Here is a 16,899-nt window from a genome sequence, read left to right on the forward strand (position 1 = left end):
CTTTGCCGAGGTTAGCCGGCTACGCCATCGCCGACTACGCCACTGCGCACCAACAGGGCGCCTCGAAAAACCGTCGCGAGCGGCCTGTTATCGTCGGGAGTAGCGCAAGCGTACTCCGGTACGCTGAGCAACGCAGCGGCGATAGCGGGCCGCGCAGTAGGTTTGTCGAGGCGCACCAACATTGATAGGACTGTTATGACCCACGTTGTCACCGAATCTTGCATCAGCTGCCGTTATACGGACTGCGTCGATGTTTGCCCGGTAGATTGTTTCCGCTCTGGACCGAACTTCCTCGCCATCGACCCGGACGAGTGCATCGACTGCGCCGTGTGCGTGGCCGAGTGCCCGGTCAATGCGATTTACGCCGAAGAAGACGTTCCCGGCGACCAGCAGCAATACATCAAGCTCAACGCCGACCTGTCGCGCCACTGGCCTTCGATCACCAAGACCGTCGCCCCGCTGCCGGACGCCGACCAGTTCAAGGACGTTAAAGATAAGCTGCACCTGCTGGTACGCTAAGACGTCTGTCTGGCCAGGCAACACCGGGCCGCGCGCCAGCTACAGCGTGCAGCGTGGTGTCGCCTAACCACTATTGAAATCACAGGAAAAACGAATGAATAGCACTGTCACCCCTACCGGCGTCATCGAAACCGATGCCGTCATCATTGGCGCCGGCCCGGTCGGCCTGTTCCAGGTCTTCGAACTGGGCCTGCTGGAAATCAAAGCCCATGTGATCGACTCGCTGGGCGCGGTGGGCGGACAATGCGTCGAACTGTATCCTGACAAGCCTATCTACGACATCCCGGCCGTGCCTTCGTGCACCGGCCAGGAACTGACCGACAACCTGCTCAAGCAGATCGAGCCGTTCGAGCCGACCTTCCACCTGGGCCAGGAAGTGGTCAAGGTGCAGCGCCGCGACGACGGCCGTTTCGACGTCGCCACCACCGCCGGTACCGAATTCATCACCAAGACCATTTTCATCGCTGCCGGCGTCGGTTCGTTCCAGGCCCGCACCCTGAAAGTGGACGGCATCGACGTCTTCGAAGGTTCGCAGCTGCACTACAAGGTCAAGGATCCGGCCCAGTTCGAAGGCAAGAACCTGGTCATTTGCGGCGGCGGCGACTCGGCCCTGGACTGGGCCCTGAACTTCGTCGGCAAGGCCGAATCAGTCGTGCTGCTGCACCGCCGCGAAGACTTCCGCGCCGCACCGGCGTCGGTCGCCAAGATGAAAGCGCTGTGCGACGACTACGAAATGCAATTGATCGTGGGCCAGGCCACCGGTTTCGAGACCAAGGACGACAAGCTGACCGAACTGAAGGTCACCGGCCAGGACGGCGTCACCCGCCGCGTGCCGCTCGACATGCTGCTGGTGTTCTACGGCCTGTCGCCAAAGCTGGGCCCGATCGCCGAATGGGGCCTGGACATCGAGCGCCGCCAACTGAAGGTGCAAGATACCGAGAAGTTCGAAACCAATGTGCCGGGCATCTTCGCCGTGGGCGACATCAACACCTATCCGGGCAAGAAAAAGCTGATCCTGTCGGGCTTCCACGAAGCCGCGCTGGCCGCCTTCGGCGCCGCGCCGTACATCTTCCCGGACAAGAAGATTCACATGCAGTACACCACCACCTCGCCGAAGCTGCACAAGGTGCTGGGCGTCGAGACTCCGGTCTTCGACTGAGCATGAATCGCGCGTTACTATCGCCACGCCAGTAACGCAACACTCAAGTGGATGTCCTACACAAAAGCAGCGGAAACGCTGCTTTTTTTATGGGTTCGGCAGTATTATTCTTTGGAGGGGCATGTTGCGCAATATCAGCAATTTTGCTTCGAAGCACCTAAAATACGCTGATCGCCAGCCCGAAGCGGCTTGCCACGTTGAATTGGCGTATCATGCAGTAATTGGTGCAACGCACCATAAATACACCGGGACAACTACCATGCTCTACCAGCTGCACGAAATGCAACGCTCGATGCTCACGCCACTGATGCAGTGGGCCGACGCCTCCGCCAAAATCTTCAGCAACCCGGTCTCGCCGCTCGCGCATACGCCGTTCGCGCAGCGCATCGCCGCCGGCTACGAATTGATGTACCGACTGGGCAAGGACTACGAAAAGCCGGCCTTCGAGATCGATACCTCGCCGGTCAAGGGCCTGGACCAGCCGGTGGGCATCATCGAACAGGTGGAAGTGAACAAACCGTTCTGCCGCCTGATCCACTTCAAGAAAGACTTGGGCGAGCAACAGGTCAAGGACCTGGCGCAGTCGACCGTGCTGCTGGTCGCGCCGCTGTCGGGCCACCACTCCACGCTGCTGCGCGACACCGTGCGCGGCCTGCTGGTCGAGCACGACGTCTTCATTACCGACTGGACCGACGCGCGCATGGTGCCGCTGAGCGACGGCGCCTTCCACCTCGACGATTACATCTATTACGTGCAGGATTTCATTCGCCACCTGGGTCCGGACGTGCACGTGATTTCCGTTTGCCAGCCGACCGTGCCGGTGCTGGCTGCCATTGCGCTGATGGCCACTGCGAAGGATCCGAAACTGCCGAAAACCATGACCATGATGGGCGGCCCGATCGATCCGCGCCGTTCACCCACGGCAGTGAACAACCTGGCCACCGAGAAGAAATTCTCGTGGTTCGAAAACACCGTGATCTACCCGGTGCCGTCGAACTACCCCGGCTTTGGCCGCAAGGTGTACCCGGGCTTCCTGCAGCACGCCGGGTTCATCGCCATGAACCCGGGCCGCCACGCCCAGAGCCACCGCGATTTCTACAACCACCTGGTCAAGGGCGACGAGGAAACCGCCGAATCGCACCGCAAGTTCTACGACGAGTACAACGCCGTGCTCGACATGCCGGCCGAGTACTACCTCGACACCATCAAGACCGTGTTCCAGGACTTCGCCCTGCCGCTGGGCATCTGGAAAGTGGGCGGCCAGCTGGTGCGTCCGCAAGACATCACCACGGTGGCGCTGTTCACGGTCGAGGGCGAGCTGGACGACATTTCCGGCGCCGGCCAGACCCAGGCCGCGCACGACCTGTGCAGCAATCTTCCGGACACCATGAAGCAGGACTTCGTGGCCCCGGGCGCCGGCCACTACGGCATCTTCTCGGGCCGCCGCTGGCGCGAGATGGTGTGCCCAAAGATCACCGACTTCATCAAGCAACACGCTTAAATCGCGGACCCAAAGCCGGCACCTGAACACGCCGGGCTTTTTTTTCAGCCAAATACATCACGTTGTGATATATTTCTTCATGACTTACAAAACCCTGGCCAAATCTGACTTCGCCGCGCTGTCCGAATTCCGCTACCAGATGCGCCGCTTCGAACGCTTTTCCGAAGACGTGGTGCAAGCGCAAGGCATCACTCCGCTGCAATACTTGCTGCTGCTGCACATCAAGGGCTACCCGGGCCGCGACTGGGCCACGGTGGGCGAACTGGCCGAACGCCTGCAAGCGAAGCATCATGGCGTGGTGGCGCTGGCCACCCGCTGCGAAGCGATGGGCCTGGTCGTGCGCCGGGTGAGCGAGACCGACCGCCGCCGCGTGGAAATCCACTTGCTGCAGCACGGCGAAACCATCCTGGCGCAGCTGGCCGAACAGCATCGCATCGAATTGCTGTCGCTCGACGGCGTGTTTACGATTCCGCGGATCCGCCATGCGTAGCGGGAGACAGTACGCCGCATGCGGTTTTTCGGTGCGCGGCGCGCAGATGTCGGATAATGGCGTTTTACCGATTTTAAAACCGCCGTGTCCGACCTCCGCACCCTCGCCGACCGCATCGAAGACGTCCTGCCGCAAACACAATGCACAAAGTGCGGCTTCGATGGCTGCCGTCCGTACGCGCAGGCTATAGCGGACGGCGCGGCCGAGATCAACCAGTGCCCGCCGGGCGGCCTGGAGGGCATCGCCCGGCTGTCGGCAGTCACCGGCCGCAAGATCATCGCGCTCAATCCCGTCAACGGCCTCGAACGGCCGCGCGCGGTGGCGTATATCGACGAGACGCTGTGCATTGGCTGCACTTTGTGCATCCAGGCCTGCCCGGTGGACGCCATCGTCGGCGCCGCCAAGCTGATGCACACCATCGTGCCCGACCTGTGCACCGGCTGCGACCTGTGCGTGAACCCGTGCCCGGTCGACTGCATCGTGATGTACCCTGTCACGGAAGCGACCGGCTGGGCCGCGTGGAGCCAGCCTGACGCCGATGCCGCGCGCGAACGCCACGACTTCCGTATATCGCGCCTGAAGCGCGAAAAGCAGGAAAACGACGAACGCCTGGCCAGCAAGGCCGCTGCCAAGATGGACGCGGTGGAAGCACTGGCGCCGGTGGACGACGCCGGCGCAGCGGAAAAGGAGCGCAAGCGCGCCATCATCGCCGCGGCCATGGAGCGCGCGCGGGCCAAGAAAGAAGCAGCTGCCGCTGCCGACAGCCAGAACGGAACCGAGCCTGAATGAATCCAGCCAAACGCCACGAAATGTTCGTGCGCTTCCGCGCCGCCAATCCCCATCCCAAGACCGAACTCGAATACACCACGCCGTTCGAACTGCTGATCGCGGTGCTGCTCTCGGCGCAAGCGACCGACGTGGGCGTCAACAAGGCCACCCGCAAGCTGTACCCGGTGGCCAATACGCCGCAGGCTATCCTCGATTTGGGCGAGGAAGAACTCAAGACCTATATCCAGACCATCGGCCTGTATAAAACCAAGGGCAAGAACGTGATCGCCACCTGCAAGATGCTGGTGGAGCTGCACGGCGGCGAGGTGCCGCGCGACCGCGAGTCGCTCGAAGCGTTGCCCGGCGTGGGCCGCAAGACCGCCAACGTGGTGATGAACACGGCGTTTGGCGAGCCGACCATGGCGGTCGATACGCACATCTTCCGTGTTTCCAACCGCACCGGCCTGGCGCCCGGTAAAAACGTCGACATTGTCGAGCAGAAGCTGTTAAAGTTTGTACCCAAGGAATTTTTGCAGGATGCGCATCACTGGCTGATCCTGCACGGCCGCTACACCTGCAAGGCGCGTAAGCCGGAGTGCTGGAATTGCATGCAGATCGATTTGTGTGACTACCGCAGCAAGACCCCGGCGCCAGCAACGTTGTAAGCACGCCACGCGCCTGCTATCCTTTACACGTTTATTAATGCAAACAAATACGTTCGACGCCCTGGCATGTCCTGCATGCCGCGTACCACTCAATGCCGGCATGACAATTACGACCGGCTTGTCCGTGCAAAGTGGCGTGCTAAGCTGTCCTGATTGCGCGATCCATATCCCGGTGGTACAAGGCTTCCCGATGTTTACCGAAGCGCAGCTCGGCAGTGCGACCGATGCGCACGCGGCGCTGCCAGCCCTCGACGCCAAACTGGCCCCAAGCGCCGATTACATGTCGTTTCTGCACCGCCGCCATGTGCGCCGGATTCCCGACCGCTACGCCGCCTTCCAGCCATTTAACGAATCGACGCGGGCGTTCTACGCCTTGCTCGACCTGGTGCGCATGCAGCTGCGGCCTGGCGACCTGATCCTCGACAGTTGGGGCCGTACCGGCTGGAGCGGCGAGATGCTGGCGGCGCTGTTCCCAGAGCAACACGTGGTGTCGATATGGGAGGGCAACTTCGACGTGCTCGGCTACATGGGCTATGCGCACTGGCTGGCGGCCGGGCGACGCGCGCCTAACCACGATATCGTGTTCGTGCCGCCGGGTGGGCCGCTGCCGTTCGGAGACGGCAAATTTGCACTGGTCCACGGCCTCGACTCGCTGCACCGCTACGCACCAGCCACCTTCATCGGCGACCTGCTGCGTATCGCCCGAGACGACGCGCCTATCATCTTCCCGCACGTGCACATGGCCAACAGCGAACCGTCGCCGTACTTCGACCGTGGCGGACTGATCGTGCACGGCAGGCGTCACCTGCAACGGCTGCAAGCTGCCAGCAAGCGCCAGGCGCGCAGCGCCATCGTCATGGCCGAGGTAACGCTGTTCGATGCCGGTGTGCATGGCGCCACGACCTTGCTGAACGAGCCCGATACGCCACATTACAACGGCCTGGTGGCGTTGGTCCCGCCTGCATGGGAGAACGCCCCGCTGCGCCGCGCCGACCTCGACTTTGCAGTGCCCGGCGCGCACGGAATCGTCAACGCGCTGCTCGACCTGGACGGCCTGAATGGCCGCGCCGTCGTCGATCCGAATGCACTGGGCGGCCTGATGGCAGATCTGCTGCTGCGCCATCCATGCTATGCCGGGCGCCTGGAACGGCTCGAAACGCAAACGCTCGCGCCGCAACAGTTGCAGATTTTGTTCCAACTGGGCCAGATGCGAACCATGGACGAGACCGCGAAACGGCTGCAACTGCCACTCGGGCACGTCTGCGACCTGGCGCGCGCCATGGTCAACACCGAGCTGCTGCAACTGGCGCCGGTCAGTGGCGCCATGGCGCGCCTGCAAACGTACTACGCAAGCCAGATCGTCCGACCGCTGCCGCAGGAGGAAACCTTCGACTACCTGTGGCAATTGCTGCCGGCACTGTACCGTGACCGGCCACTGCTACTGTGCGGTATCGACGACAGCGCCTTCGGCGTGGATGAGGTGACGCTGCTCGTACCGACCCTGCAACAGGGCTTGCGCGCGCTGGGCGTTGGCCCCGGCGACCGCGTCGTCATGTTGTGCGCCCAACACCCGGAAGCGGTGCTGCTGACCTGGGCCATCTGGCGCGTGGGCGCGGTGGTGGTACCGCTGCGTAAAGAGCTGGCGGAGACGCCCACCCAGCTGACGCCGTTGCTCAACCGCATCGAACCGGCCCTGCTGGTGCTGGACCGTCCGCGCCACGGCGCCGCTGCCCTCGCCGCCTGCCCGGCCGTGCTGCTCGACGCCTTGCAAGACGACGAGGCGCCGCTGCCTGCCAACAACACCCTGCCGGAACTGTCCGACCTGCTCAAAGGCTGGCTGGAACTGCCTTCCGAGTCCACCGCGCACGTGGTGCAACCGGACGACCCCGCCGTTATTCTGTTCACCTCGGGCAGCACCGGCACGCCCAAGGGCGTGGTCCACAGCCAACGCGCGCTGCTGCACAGCGGCCAGTTGGCCGCCACCGAGTTTGGCTGGCATGACCAAGACTTGCTGCTGTCGCTGGGCGACTTCCACACCATGAGTGGCTTGCGCAACCCGCTGGTGGCAGCGCTGTTCGCGGGCGCGGGTGTATACTTGGCCGACGAGACCGAGCGCCACGGCGTGGGCAAGACCTTGCAGGCGGCGCAGCGCCATGGCGTGACCGTGCTGTCCACCGGCCCGGCCTGGCTGGCTATGCTCGACCTACTGCCGTCCCACCTGACCCTGCATCCGGCCCGCCTGCGGCAAATCCTCTGTACCGGCGCGCCACTTCAATCGACGCTGCATGCGGCCTTGGCGCAGCGCATGCAGCTTGCCATCGTCGATTATTACGGCCTGACCGAAACGGGCGGCCTGTGCATGGTGTTCGACCATGCACCCGGCGCCGACGATGCTGCCCCCCAGGCAGGCGGCAGGCCGGTGGGCGCCGTGGTGCAGATTTGCGACGCCAGCGGCGCGCCCTTGCCAGCCGGCCAGCCCGGCGAACTGCGCGTACACAGCAACCAGCTGATGCTCGGCTACTGGCGCGATGCCGGGCAAACCGCCCAGGTGGCGCGCGACAACTGGCTCTACACCGGTGACATCGCCAACCATGACGGCCACGGCCGTATCACGCTGCTGGGCCGGTACGATGACCGGCTCAAGAACGAATATGGCGACATCGTCCACCCGGCGCTGCTGGAGCGCGCCGTGTGCGCCCTGCCCCAGGTGCGCGAAGCCGCCATCACATCCGGTCCGCAAGGCCTGGTGGGAATGCTGGTGGTCGATGTCGGTTTCGACATGGCGGCGTTCGTCGCGGCCTGCCGTCACCAGCCCACTGCGGATGTGATGCCACGCCAGTGGCAGGTGCAAGATGCCCTGCCCTATACCGCCGCAGGCAAGCTCGATCGCAAATCGCTGGCGCAATCCCTCATCAAAGTTTAGAAAGCAGCATATGTTCGAATTCCGTCCCGGCCTTGCCGAAGCGCCCTTTTTGATAGGTCCGAAAGCCCTGTACCATGGCGAACTGGACAAGCAGATCGCCATGGTGGCGGCCCGTCTGCTGGCTGGCAACATGGGCCAACAACGCGTGCTGTTTATGGTACGTGACGACCTGGCCCTGATTCCACTGTTGCTCGGCTGCCTACGCGCTGGCGCGATCCCGCTGCTGCTCGACCCCGGCACCGCCGCTGGCCAGGTACAGTACCTGCTCGAGCACGCGCAAGTGGCCGGCGTAATCGCCGATGCCGACCGCATCGCGCAATGGCAGCAGGCCGGCATGACCCTGCCCGCGCAGCAGATCGGGGTAGCCGGCGCCCAAGCCAAGGGCAAGCTGCTCGGCAAGTTGCTGGGGCGACGCGCGCCGGTCGACCTCGACAACTGGCCCGGCCTGCTGTCGGCGCCGGCACCGGCAGCACTGCCGCCAGCGCGCCAGGAAGGTCCCGCCTACGTGGTCTTCACCTCGGGCAGCACGGCGCGCCCGAAGGGCGTGGAGATGCACTGGCCGGCACTGCTGGCGCACCTGAGTACGATCGGTAATCACTACGGACTGGACCACAACTCGCGCATCATGAACCTGATGCCGCTCTCGCATGGTGATGGCCTGGTGCAGGGCGTGCTGCTTGCGTACCAAGTGGGCTGCGCGCTGGTCCGACCGGCGCCGTTTTCCATCATCGGCATCGAGGCACTGTTGATCGCTGTCTACCGCGAGCAGGTTTCCCACCTGATCGCCGCGCCCACCGCGCTGGCGCTGATACAGCAGTACGGCAGCCACCTGGCAGAAAACTTCAGCAACGGCCGTTTCCAGTTTGCGATCTCGTGCAGCGCGCCCTTGAATCCCGCCATCTGGACCGGCTTTGCCAGCACTTTCAAGGTCAAACTGATCAATACCTACGGCTTGAGCGAAACCGGCGCCTGCGGACTGTACGCCGGACCGGACGCCGCCAGCCACAAGGTAGGGAGCGTGGGCATGCCGCGTGACATGCAGGCCAAAATCCTGCTCGAGGACGGCAGCGCAGCGGGGGACGACGAGTCCGGCGAACTGTGCCTGCAAGGCGCCAACCTGATGCACGGCTACCTCGACAATCCCGAAGCCACCGCCGCCGTGTTGCGCGACGGCTGGCTGCACACGGGCGACCAGGCGCGGCGCGACAGTGACGGTGTCTACTGGATCACCGGCCGCCTCAAGGACCTGATCATTTGTGGCGGCTACAACCTGTCACCGGAAGCCATCAACAGCGTGCTGCTGCAACACCCGGCCGTCCTGGAAGCGGCCACCGTCGCCCTGCCCGATGCGACCTGGGGCGAAATACCGGTGGCCTGCGTGGTGCTGCGCCCCGCCATGGAGGCCGACAGTGCGCAATTGTTGGCCCATTGCGGTAGCCAATTGGGCGCGCACGAGCTGCCCAAGCGAATCGTGTTCAGCTCGCAATTGCCGCGCACGCCGTCGGGCAAGGTCATTACGGCCCAACTGCAAAAGTCGCTGTCCGTAATGCCGGCTGGAGCGGCCGCCAGCCGTGATTGGCGTGCCCAGGTTTTTTCTCTTGCTGCGGAACTGTTCCACGTTGCACCCGACGCGTTGCAGGACAGCTCCGGCCCTGCCAACACGCCGGGCTGGGATTCGCTGGCCCATATCAATTTCGTGATCGGACTGGAAGCGCGGTTCGGAATCCGGCTCAGTCCAACCGACGTGGTGCACATGGAATCGCTGGGGGCGACCGTGCAAATGATCGAGCGGCTCGCGCGCTGAGATGGGGACAGCACCACAGTTGCCACCGCTGCGCGTCTGGCTGTACGGCCTCTTTTTCGCCGCAGCCGTGCTGGCGCTGCTTATGCCCCTGCGTCAGCTGGTCGAAAAAAAGACTGGCGAGACACTGGCAGCCGACGTGCAGCAGTTTCTGAGTGCCCCGCGCGCCCAAGGCGATGTACGCGTACTGGGACTGGGCTCCTCGCTGCTCCGGGCCGCAACGCCAGCTGCGAACTACCAGCACTTGCAAGGCCCGCGATGGCGGCGACTTACGAAGAGCTATGTTGGCCTCGGTCACCTTGACGTAGTGCTGCAGAGTATCGTCCAGCAGCCGCCAGACGTGCTGGTAATCGACACGAACCTGCTGCTGCCGAGCGATACGCTGATGGAGGATCTGCGCGATACCTTGGCCGATGCCCCAAAAAACGCCGTCTACGCGGTGATGGCGCGGATGGGCCGGGGTGCGCCTTGGTCCGAACAGGTGCTCCAGCAACAAGACGCCCCATTCCGCTGCGTTGCCGTCGCGCCAGAGCGACTGCAACAGCAAAGAGCGATCCTGGTGCCGCTACAGCAGGCGGAGTTGTCACGTGCAGCGGTCGACACAGTGCTAGCCGGTAAGTTATCGCGCCTGTCGCAGAAAGGCGTGCGGATCGTTTTTCTCGACCTGCGCCGCAGCCAGCAATTCGAGCAGGACCTCCTCGTGGAAAAACAGCGCTGGCTACAACGCTGGCAGCGCGTGCTGCCTCCGGGGCCGACCATTCGTTACCTAAGCTCACCGGATTTCCATCAACCCGACCTGTACTGCGATGGCCGCCACTTGAGTAGCGCAGGCGCGCTGCGCTTCGCCCCTTGGTGGCGGTACCAGCTCGAGCAGATGAGCAAGGATCACTAGGATGGTGTGGCTCACTACTTTCGGCTTGTTATTCCTGCCGGTTATGGTTGTGTTGTATTGGCGCCTGTCGGTCGCGTGGCGGTCGTGGCTGCTGGTGGGGGGCGGGATCGGGCTGCTGGTGCATGATGGCTGGGCCAGCCTGTTGGCATGGACTGCTTTGCTACTTTGGGTGGCACTGATCTGCGGACCACAGTGGCGGCATCGGGGCGCAATGCAGACATTAGGCCTGACCGGACTGCTGCTTATGTTTGGTGGCTACCAGTTTGGCAAGGCCAGCCACGGTCTGATCCCTTGGCTGGGATACGCATTCGTCTCGCTAAAAGCTTGGCACATGATCGCCGAACACGGCGGCGGCCTGCTGCGCGAAGGCCGCGCCGGCGTCACCCTGGCCTACCTGCTGTTCCCTCCCACGCTGGCAGTTGGTCCGGTGCAACGCTATGACAGCTTCCGGCTAGAACTGCTGCGCGCGCGATGGAACAGCGCGATGGCATCGCAGGCACTGCAACGCCTGTTGTACGGTTACGTAAAAGTAGCGTTGCTGGCCGCCTACCTGCTGAACCACAAGCTCGGCATGCTGGGCATGGGCACTGGCAACCAATGGCTCGATACGTACCTGCCCTTGCTCGGCTACGGCCTCAACCTATACTGGCAATTTTCCGGTTACTGCGACATCGCCATCGGCTTTGCCGCGCTGCTTGGCATACGGGTGCCGGAGAATTTCCATTTCCCGTTCTCCGCCAGCAATTTGCAAGACTTCTGGCGCCGCTGGCACATCACAGTATCGGAATGGTGCCGCGACTTCGTGTTCCGCCCCATCCTGTCGCGCACCCGGCAATACATGCTGGCCAGTCTGGTCAGCATGGTAGTGCTGGGCCTGTGGCACGAGCTCTCGCCGCGCTACCTGGCCTGGGGTTTGTTCCACGGCGCCGGCTTGGTGGTAACGCACCTTTGGGCAAAACACATGCCATGGGCGGCGGCGTTGCGCACCAATGCGCTGTGGCGCGCTGCCAGCTGGTTCCTCACGCTGCAATTCGTCATCCTCAGCTTTGCACTGACTTCGACGCCGGACCTGGCGGCCGCCTGGCGCTGCCTGGCAACGCTGTTCGCACCATTGATACCGGGGAGTTAAACCATGTACGCATTCCTGTTACGCCACCTGCCGACGCCGCTGGTGCACGCGCTCTACACGCTATGGTACGGCGGTCTGCTGTTGCTGCTGTGGCTCAAGTGGCCGGCTGCGCTGGGCATGGGGTTCCGCTACGGCCAACTTTGATTACACCAGCACCAGGTTATCGCGGTGCACCAGCTCCTTGCCTTCCAGGAAGCCGAGGATGCCTTCGATTTCGCTCGACGGCTTGCGCATGATGCGGCGCGTTTCGGCGCTGGTGTAGTTCGACAGCCCGCGCGCCACCGGCACGCCAGCGTGGTCCACGCACGTGATCACCGCGCCGCGACCGAATTCCCCCTTCACTTCCACCACGCCGATCGGCAGCAGCGACTTGCCCTCGGCCGTCAGCTTTTGCACCGCGCCCGCATCGAGCACGACCTGCCCTGCCGTGTGCAGGTGGTCGGCCATCCATTGCTTGCGCGCAGTGAGGTGGCCGGTTTGCGCGGCCAGTTCGGTGCCGATGGCTTCGCCGGCGGCGAGGCGTTCGAGCACATGATCTTCGCGCCCGTAAGCGATCACGGTGTGCGCACCCGACTTGGCGGCGCGCTTGGCGGCCAGGATCTTGGTCAACATGCCGCCGCGCCCCAGGCTGCTGCCGGCGCCGCCGGCCATCGCTTCCAGCGCCAGGTCGCCGGCGCGGCCGTGCTGGATCAATACCGCTTGCGGGTCCTTGCGCGGATCGGCGCTGTACAGGCCCTTCTGGTCGGTGAGGATGATCAGGGCGTCGGCCTCGATCAGGTTGGCCACCAGCGCGCCCAGGGTATCGTTGTCGCCGAACTTGATCTCGTCGGTGACCACCGTGTCGTTCTCGTTGATGATCGGCACGATGCCAAGGCGCAGCAAGGTGGTCAGCGTGGAGCGGGCGTTCAGATAGCGTTCGCGGTCGGCCAGGTCGGCATGGGTGAGCAGCACTTGCGCCGTGCCCAGGTTGTGGGCACGGAAGCTGGTTTCGTAAATTTGCGCCAGGCCCATCTGGCCGACGGCCGCGCAGGCCTGCAATTCGTGGATGTCGTGCGGACGGCGCTCGAAACCGAGGCGCAACATGCCTTCGGCAATCGCGCCGGACGAGACCAGTACCACCTGCTTGCCGAGCGCGCGCAAGGCGGCGATCTGCGCGGCCCAGCGGGCGATGGCGGCGTGGTCGAGACCGCGGCCGTCGTTGGTAACCAGCGACGAGCCGACCTTGATGATGATGCGTTGGGCTTTTTGTATGACGGAATTCATGGGTGCGACACTGCTCCAGACAAGCGAAAAAAACGACCGTGGTTGTGCTGTGATTGTGCTTAATGTGCGCAGGTCGGGCGGATGGCCTTGCTTGCTGCAGAAGGTTGCCGGGCTCGTGGTGACAAAGGCCGGCGGGCATCATCAGCTGATGGCGATTATGCCGATGGAAAAAAAAAAAGGCATAAGCAGCTACTGCTGATTATGCCTTTGATACCAGATTCCGTCGAGGACCGGTGCGGTCCCCGCGTGAAAATCAGTCGAGAATCTTGAAGCGCGGATCGTCCGGATCGATCGACGAAATGCCGCGTGCTTCTTCGGTCATCTGCGTCTCTTCGCTGCGCTGCTCGGTGTGACGCACTTGTTCCAGGTGCATCTGGATGGCGTTGACCAGCTCTTGCGTACCATCGCGGCTCAGCGCCGAGATCTCGAACACCGGGCCCTTGAAGCCGAACTTCTTGATGAAGTCCTTGACGCGCTTGACACGTTCCGCTTCCGGCACCATGTCGAGCTTGTTGAGCACCAGCCAGCGCGGCTTGTCCACCAGCGCTTCGTCGTACTTTTTGAGCTCGTTGACCAGGGCCTTGGCTTCCTTGACCGGATCGACATTGGTCTCGAACGGCGCCAGATCGACGATGTGCAACAGCAGACCGGTGCGCTGCAAGTGACGCAGGAACTGGTGGCCGAGGCCCGCGCCTTCGGCGGCACCTTCGATCAGACCCGGGATGTCGGCGATCACGAAGCTTTTCTCGTGCGATACGCGGACCACGCCCAGGTTCGGGAACAAGGTAGTAAACGGGTAGTCGGCGATCTTCGGACGGGCGTTCGATACGGCCGAAATGAAGGTGGACTTGCCGGCGTTCGGCATGCCCAGCAGGCCGACGTCGGCCAGCACTTTGAGCTCCAAGCGGATTTCGCGGCGTTCGCCTTCTTTACCCTCGGTCTTCTGGCGCGGTGCGCGGTTGGTCGAGGTCTTGAAGTGGATGTTACCCCAGCCGCCCTCGCCGCCCTTGGCCAGCAATTCCATCTGACCGTGCTCGGTCAGGTCGGCCAGGATCTCGCCGGACACGTCGTCGATGATCAGAGTGCCGACCGGCATGCGCATGTGGATATCGTCAGCGCCCTTGCCGTAGCAATCGGCGCCACGGCCCGATTCGCCGTCTTTCGCGCGGTGCACCTTGGAGAAGCGGAAATCGACCAAGGTATTGATGTTACGGTCCGCTACAGCCCAGATCGAGCCACCCTTGCCGCCGTCGCCGCCGTCAGGGCCGCCAAATGGGCGGAATTTTTCACGGCAAAACGAGGCGCAACCATTGCCGCCGTCACCACCGATTACTTCAATTTTTGCTTCGTCGATAAACTTCATGATGTACCGCCATAAAACTAAAAGGCCCTACCATGGGCAGAGCCTTTTCGATTGAAGGCTTGCGCCTTACAAAATCGGACCATGCGCCCCGCGCATCATCCGTTCAGCGTTATTACGCTGCTGCTGCTACCACGGTAACGTACTGCTTCGAGCCTGCGCCCTTGATCACGAACTTGACCACGCCGTCCACCAGAGCGAACAGGGTGTGGTCTTTGCCGGTGCCAACGCCTTCGCCGGCGCGCACTGGGGTGCCGCGTTGACGAATGATGATGCCGCCTGCATTGATCGTTTGACCGCCGTAAACCTTAACGCCCAGGCGTTTTGATTCTGAGTCACGACCATTTCGCGTTGTGCCGCCGCCTTTTTTGTGTGCCATGCTAAAGCTCCTTGAGTACTAGTGTGCCGGAACGGGATTAGCCGTTGATCGAGACGATTTGGATTTCGGTGTAATTCTGACGATGGCCTTGATGCTTCTGGTAGTGCTTACGACGACGCATCTTGAAAATCTTCACCTTATCGTGACGACCTTGAGCCACAACAGTAACCAGTACCGTAGCACCTTCAACCAGGGGAGCACCAAACTTGATGCTGTCGCCCGCGCCAACGGCGAGGACTTGGTCAATGGTGATTTCGGAACCAATGTCTGCAGGTATCTGTTCTACTTTAAGTTTTTCGCCAGCGACAACTTTGTATTGTTTGCCACCGGTTTTTATGACCGCGTACATGATTTGAAACCTCTTCATATGTTGAGAAAAATCCGCCAGCGCCTTGCAGCTACGAGTACTGCTGTCCTGCATGGAAACCGGGGAACCGCAGATTATACATGGGATGGGTTTTCGCGTCAAAAACTATTCACAAACTGCCGGCGGCGTGGTATGTCAGTCAACTTGGCTCTCCATCAAGATGGACAAATCCACCAGCGCCCCCGGTTGAGAGGGCCATGTCGTATAATCTCGGCACCTATAATGTCAACGCACAGGTTCGTCTTGTCTGCCGCCACCCAAACCGCCCCCCAGAACACCATCGCCCACTCGATCGCCGCCGACATGGACGCGGTCAATGCGGTGATCCGCCGCAAGCTGCATTCCGAGGTCAGCCTCGTCAATCAGATTGCCGAATACATCATCAGCGCTGGCGGTAAACGCCTGCGGCCGGTATTGGTATTGCTGGTAGCTAATGCGTATTCCTACAAGGGTACGGCCCACCACGAACTGGCCGCCGTGGTCGAATTCATTCATACCGCCACCCTGCTGCATGACGACGTGGTCGATGAATCGTCGCTGCGCCGGGGACGCGCCACCGCCAATGCGCTGTTCGGCAACGCCGCGTCGGTGCTGGTGGGCGACTTCCTGTATTCGCGTTCGTTCCAGATGATGGCCGACCTGGCCAATATGCGCGTGATGCAAATCCTCTCGGAAGCGACCAACGTGATCGCCGAAGGCGAAGTGCTGCAACTGCTGAACATGCACGACCCGGACGTGAGCCAGGAGCGTTACCTGCAAGTGATCCGCTCGAAAACCGCCAAGCTGTTCGAAGCCGCCGCCGAACTGGGCGCACTGATCGCCGGTGCCACCGAACCGCAGATCGCCGCCGCCGGCGAATACGGCCGCTCACTGGGTACCGCGTTCCAGCTGATCGACGACGTGCTCGACTACGCCGGCGACGCTGCCGAAATCGGCAAGAACGTCGGCGACGACCTGCGCGAAGGCAAGCCGACGCTGCCGCTGATCTACCTGATGGAAAACGGCACGCCGGAACAGCGCGAACTGGTGCGCACCTGCATCGAGCAAGGCGACGAGCAGCACTTCGACGCCGTGCTGGCAGCGGTCACGAGCAGTGGCGCACTGGACTTCACGCGCCGCCAGGCCGAGCTCGCTGCCGAGAGCGCAGCCCAGGCGATTGCCGGACTGCCCGAGAGCGAATACAAGGACTCGCTGCTGCAGCTGGCGCATTTCTCGGTTAATCGCACGCACTAACCGCACGGGCGCGGTTTACCCCTGAGACCCATGGGGTCGGACCCCGTACGGGGTCCGACCCCGGCCTTGGCCGTGCGGTCTTACAAAATTTCCAGCACCAGCTCCGAAGGCCGGCACAGGCGCACGCCCTTGTCGGTCACCACGAACGGCCGGTTGATCAAAATCGGATGGGCCAGCATCGCGTCCAGCAGCGCCGAATCGGGCAACGATAAATCACCGAGGCCCAGCTCGCCGTACAGGTCGCCCTTGTCGCGCATGGCCTGGCGCACGGTCAGGCCGGCTTGGCCTATGAGTTCTCCCAGCTGCGCCCGGGTGGGCGGGTTTTTCACGTAGTCGATGATCTGCGGCTCGACACCGGTGGCGCGGATCGCCTCCAGGGTCTTGCGCGACGTGCCGCAAGCGGTATTGTGATAAATCGTGATTGCCATGATGCTGCCTTCGAGGATCAAT

The 16,899-nt window shown here is 62.7% G+C and carries 18 protein-coding genes; 13 read left to right on the plus strand and 5 right to left on the minus strand.

Features of this window, described 5'->3' with window-relative positions:
* Positions 1-195 precede the first annotated feature (195 nt).
* The 11 genes from fdxA to DUPY_RS28245 all read left to right on the plus strand — a co-directional run bounded on the left by fdxA (position 196) and on the right by DUPY_RS28245 (position 11,991).
* Positions 196-519 (plus strand): ferredoxin FdxA, encoded by a 324-nt coding sequence (gene fdxA / locus DUPY_RS00730; protein WP_056137511.1) that lies wholly within the window; start codon positions 196-198, stop codon positions 517-519.
* 94 nt (positions 520-613) lie between these two features.
* Entirely contained in the window at positions 614-1,678 is a 1,065-nt protein-coding gene (locus DUPY_RS00735) for an NAD(P)/FAD-dependent oxidoreductase (RefSeq protein WP_019921565.1), read from the plus strand.
* 259 nt (positions 1,679-1,937) lie between these two features.
* Positions 1,938-3,179, plus strand: coding sequence for a polyhydroxyalkanoate depolymerase (locus DUPY_RS00740; RefSeq protein ID WP_070245820.1), 1,242 nt, complete (start codon positions 1,938-1,940; stop codon positions 3,177-3,179).
* A gap of 79 nt (positions 3,180-3,258) precedes the next feature.
* Positions 3,259-3,669, plus strand: coding sequence for a MarR family winged helix-turn-helix transcriptional regulator (locus DUPY_RS00745; RefSeq protein ID WP_070245821.1), 411 nt, complete (start codon positions 3,259-3,261; stop codon positions 3,667-3,669).
* Positions 3,670-3,753: 84 nt separating this feature from the next.
* Complete coding sequence (gene rsxB / locus DUPY_RS00750) at positions 3,754-4,458, plus strand: electron transport complex subunit RsxB (protein WP_070245822.1); 705 nt, start codon at positions 3,754-3,756, stop codon at positions 4,456-4,458.
* On the plus strand, positions 4,455-5,102 hold the full coding sequence (nth, locus tag DUPY_RS00755) for an endonuclease III (protein ID WP_070245823.1): 648 nt from the start codon (positions 4,455-4,457) through the stop codon (positions 5,100-5,102). Before rsxB ends, nth begins: the two co-directional genes overlap by 4 nt.
* A gap of 37 nt (positions 5,103-5,139) precedes the next feature.
* On the plus strand, positions 5,140-8,025 hold the full coding sequence (locus DUPY_RS00760; protein ID WP_084640477.1) for an AMP-binding protein: 2,886 nt from the start codon (positions 5,140-5,142) through the stop codon (positions 8,023-8,025).
* 10 nt (positions 8,026-8,035) lie between these two features.
* On the plus strand, positions 8,036-9,829 hold the full coding sequence (locus DUPY_RS00765; protein ID WP_070245825.1) for an AMP-binding protein: 1,794 nt from the start codon (positions 8,036-8,038) through the stop codon (positions 9,827-9,829).
* A gap of 19 nt (positions 9,830-9,848) precedes the next feature.
* A complete protein-coding gene (locus tag DUPY_RS00770) occupies positions 9,849-10,718 on the plus strand; it encodes a hypothetical protein (RefSeq protein ID WP_141749361.1) in 870 nt (289 codons plus the stop codon).
* Between the two features lie 331 nt (positions 10,719-11,049).
* Positions 11,050-11,847 carry an MBOAT family O-acyltransferase gene (locus DUPY_RS00775; RefSeq protein WP_167359002.1) on the plus strand — a complete coding sequence of 266 codons (798 nt, stop codon included), beginning with the start codon at positions 11,050-11,052 and terminating at the stop codon, positions 11,845-11,847.
* A gap of 3 nt (positions 11,848-11,850) precedes the next feature.
* A complete protein-coding gene (locus DUPY_RS28245; protein ID WP_167359003.1) occupies positions 11,851-11,991 on the plus strand; it encodes a hypothetical protein in 141 nt (46 codons plus the stop codon).
* On the opposite strand, the gene proB is transcribed toward DUPY_RS28245, so the two are convergent.
* The gene (gene proB, locus DUPY_RS00780; RefSeq protein WP_070245828.1) at positions 11,992-13,110 is read right to left on the minus strand and encodes a glutamate 5-kinase; all 1,119 of its coding nucleotides are present in this window, start codon (positions 13,108-13,110) and stop codon (positions 11,992-11,994) included.
* On the opposite strand from proB, the gene DUPY_RS27635 reads away from it, so the two are divergent.
* Positions 13,097-13,309, plus strand: coding sequence for a hypothetical protein (locus DUPY_RS27635; protein WP_141749362.1), 213 nt, complete (start codon positions 13,097-13,099; stop codon positions 13,307-13,309). The two genes, proB and DUPY_RS27635, sit on opposite strands and share 14 nt — an antisense overlap.
* Before the next feature lie 54 nt (positions 13,310-13,363).
* Here DUPY_RS27635 and obgE read toward each other — a convergent pair whose 3' ends face one another.
* From obgE to rplU, 3 genes are all read right to left on the minus strand, one after another.
* Positions 13,364-14,473, minus strand: coding sequence for a GTPase ObgE (gene obgE / locus DUPY_RS00785; RefSeq protein ID WP_019921558.1), 1,110 nt, complete (start codon positions 14,471-14,473; stop codon positions 13,364-13,366).
* 112 nt (positions 14,474-14,585) lie between these two features.
* The gene (gene rpmA / locus DUPY_RS00790; RefSeq protein WP_070245829.1) at positions 14,586-14,849 is read right to left on the minus strand and encodes a 50S ribosomal protein L27; all 264 of its coding nucleotides are present in this window, start codon (positions 14,847-14,849) and stop codon (positions 14,586-14,588) included.
* Between the two features lie 37 nt (positions 14,850-14,886).
* A complete protein-coding gene (gene rplU / locus DUPY_RS00795) occupies positions 14,887-15,198 on the minus strand; it encodes a 50S ribosomal protein L21 (RefSeq protein WP_026637237.1) in 312 nt (103 codons plus the stop codon).
* 240 nt (positions 15,199-15,438) lie between these two features.
* Here rplU and ispB point away from each other — a divergent pair, with 240 nt between their 5' ends.
* Positions 15,439-16,449, plus strand: a complete 1,011-nt coding sequence (gene ispB, locus DUPY_RS00800; protein WP_208599974.1) for an octaprenyl diphosphate synthase — start codon at positions 15,439-15,441, stop codon at positions 16,447-16,449.
* Positions 16,450-16,529: 80 nt separating this feature from the next.
* Here the strand turns inward: ispB and arsC are convergent, their stop codons facing one another.
* Positions 16,530-16,877, minus strand: a complete 348-nt coding sequence (arsC, locus tag DUPY_RS00805) for an arsenate reductase (glutaredoxin) (RefSeq protein WP_070245858.1) — start codon at positions 16,875-16,877, stop codon at positions 16,530-16,532.
* Positions 16,878-16,899 lie beyond the last annotated feature (22 nt).

Origin of the sequence: Duganella phyllosphaerae (genome assembly GCF_001758785.1) — a bacterium.
Taxonomy (GTDB): domain Bacteria; phylum Pseudomonadota; class Gammaproteobacteria; order Burkholderiales; family Burkholderiaceae_D; genus Rugamonas; species Rugamonas phyllosphaerae.

What these genes read in the sequence shown, in the direction of transcription:
- nth (WP_070245823.1), top strand. Translation starts at nt 4,455, where the DNA reads ATGAATCCAGCCAAACGCCACGAAATGTTCGTGCGCTTCCGCGCCGCC.
- rpmA (WP_070245829.1), bottom strand. Translation starts at nt 14,849, where the DNA reads ATGGCACACAAAAAAGGCGGCGGCACAACGCGAAATGGTCGTGACTCA.
- DUPY_RS00760 (WP_084640477.1), top strand. Translation starts at nt 5,140, where the DNA reads ATGCAAACAAATACGTTCGACGCCCTGGCATGTCCTGCATGCCGCGTA.
- ispB (WP_208599974.1), top strand. Translation starts at nt 15,439, where the DNA reads ATGTCAACGCACAGGTTCGTCTTGTCTGCCGCCACCCAAACCGCCCCC.
- DUPY_RS28245 (WP_167359003.1), top strand. Translation starts at nt 11,851, where the DNA reads ATGTACGCATTCCTGTTACGCCACCTGCCGACGCCGCTGGTGCACGCG.
- DUPY_RS00765 (WP_070245825.1), top strand. Translation starts at nt 8,036, where the DNA reads ATGTTCGAATTCCGTCCCGGCCTTGCCGAAGCGCCCTTTTTGATAGGT.
- obgE (WP_019921558.1), bottom strand. Translation starts at nt 14,473, where the DNA reads ATGAAGTTTATCGACGAAGCAAAAATTGAAGTAATCGGTGGTGACGGC.
- arsC (WP_070245858.1), bottom strand. Translation starts at nt 16,877, where the DNA reads ATGGCAATCACGATTTATCACAATACCGCTTGCGGCACGTCGCGCAAG.
- fdxA (WP_056137511.1), top strand. Translation starts at nt 196, where the DNA reads ATGACCCACGTTGTCACCGAATCTTGCATCAGCTGCCGTTATACGGAC.
- DUPY_RS00745 (WP_070245821.1), top strand. Translation starts at nt 3,259, where the DNA reads ATGACTTACAAAACCCTGGCCAAATCTGACTTCGCCGCGCTGTCCGAA.
- DUPY_RS00775 (WP_167359002.1), top strand. Translation starts at nt 11,050, where the DNA reads ATGATCGCCGAACACGGCGGCGGCCTGCTGCGCGAAGGCCGCGCCGGC.
- DUPY_RS00735 (WP_019921565.1), top strand. Translation starts at nt 614, where the DNA reads ATGAATAGCACTGTCACCCCTACCGGCGTCATCGAAACCGATGCCGTC.
- DUPY_RS00740 (WP_070245820.1), top strand. Translation starts at nt 1,938, where the DNA reads ATGCTCTACCAGCTGCACGAAATGCAACGCTCGATGCTCACGCCACTG.
- DUPY_RS27635 (WP_141749362.1), top strand. Translation starts at nt 13,097, where the DNA reads ATGACGGAATTCATGGGTGCGACACTGCTCCAGACAAGCGAAAAAAAC.
- rplU (WP_026637237.1), bottom strand. Translation starts at nt 15,198, where the DNA reads ATGTACGCGGTCATAAAAACCGGTGGCAAACAATACAAAGTTGTCGCT.
- proB (WP_070245828.1), bottom strand. Translation starts at nt 13,110, where the DNA reads ATGAATTCCGTCATACAAAAAGCCCAACGCATCATCATCAAGGTCGGC.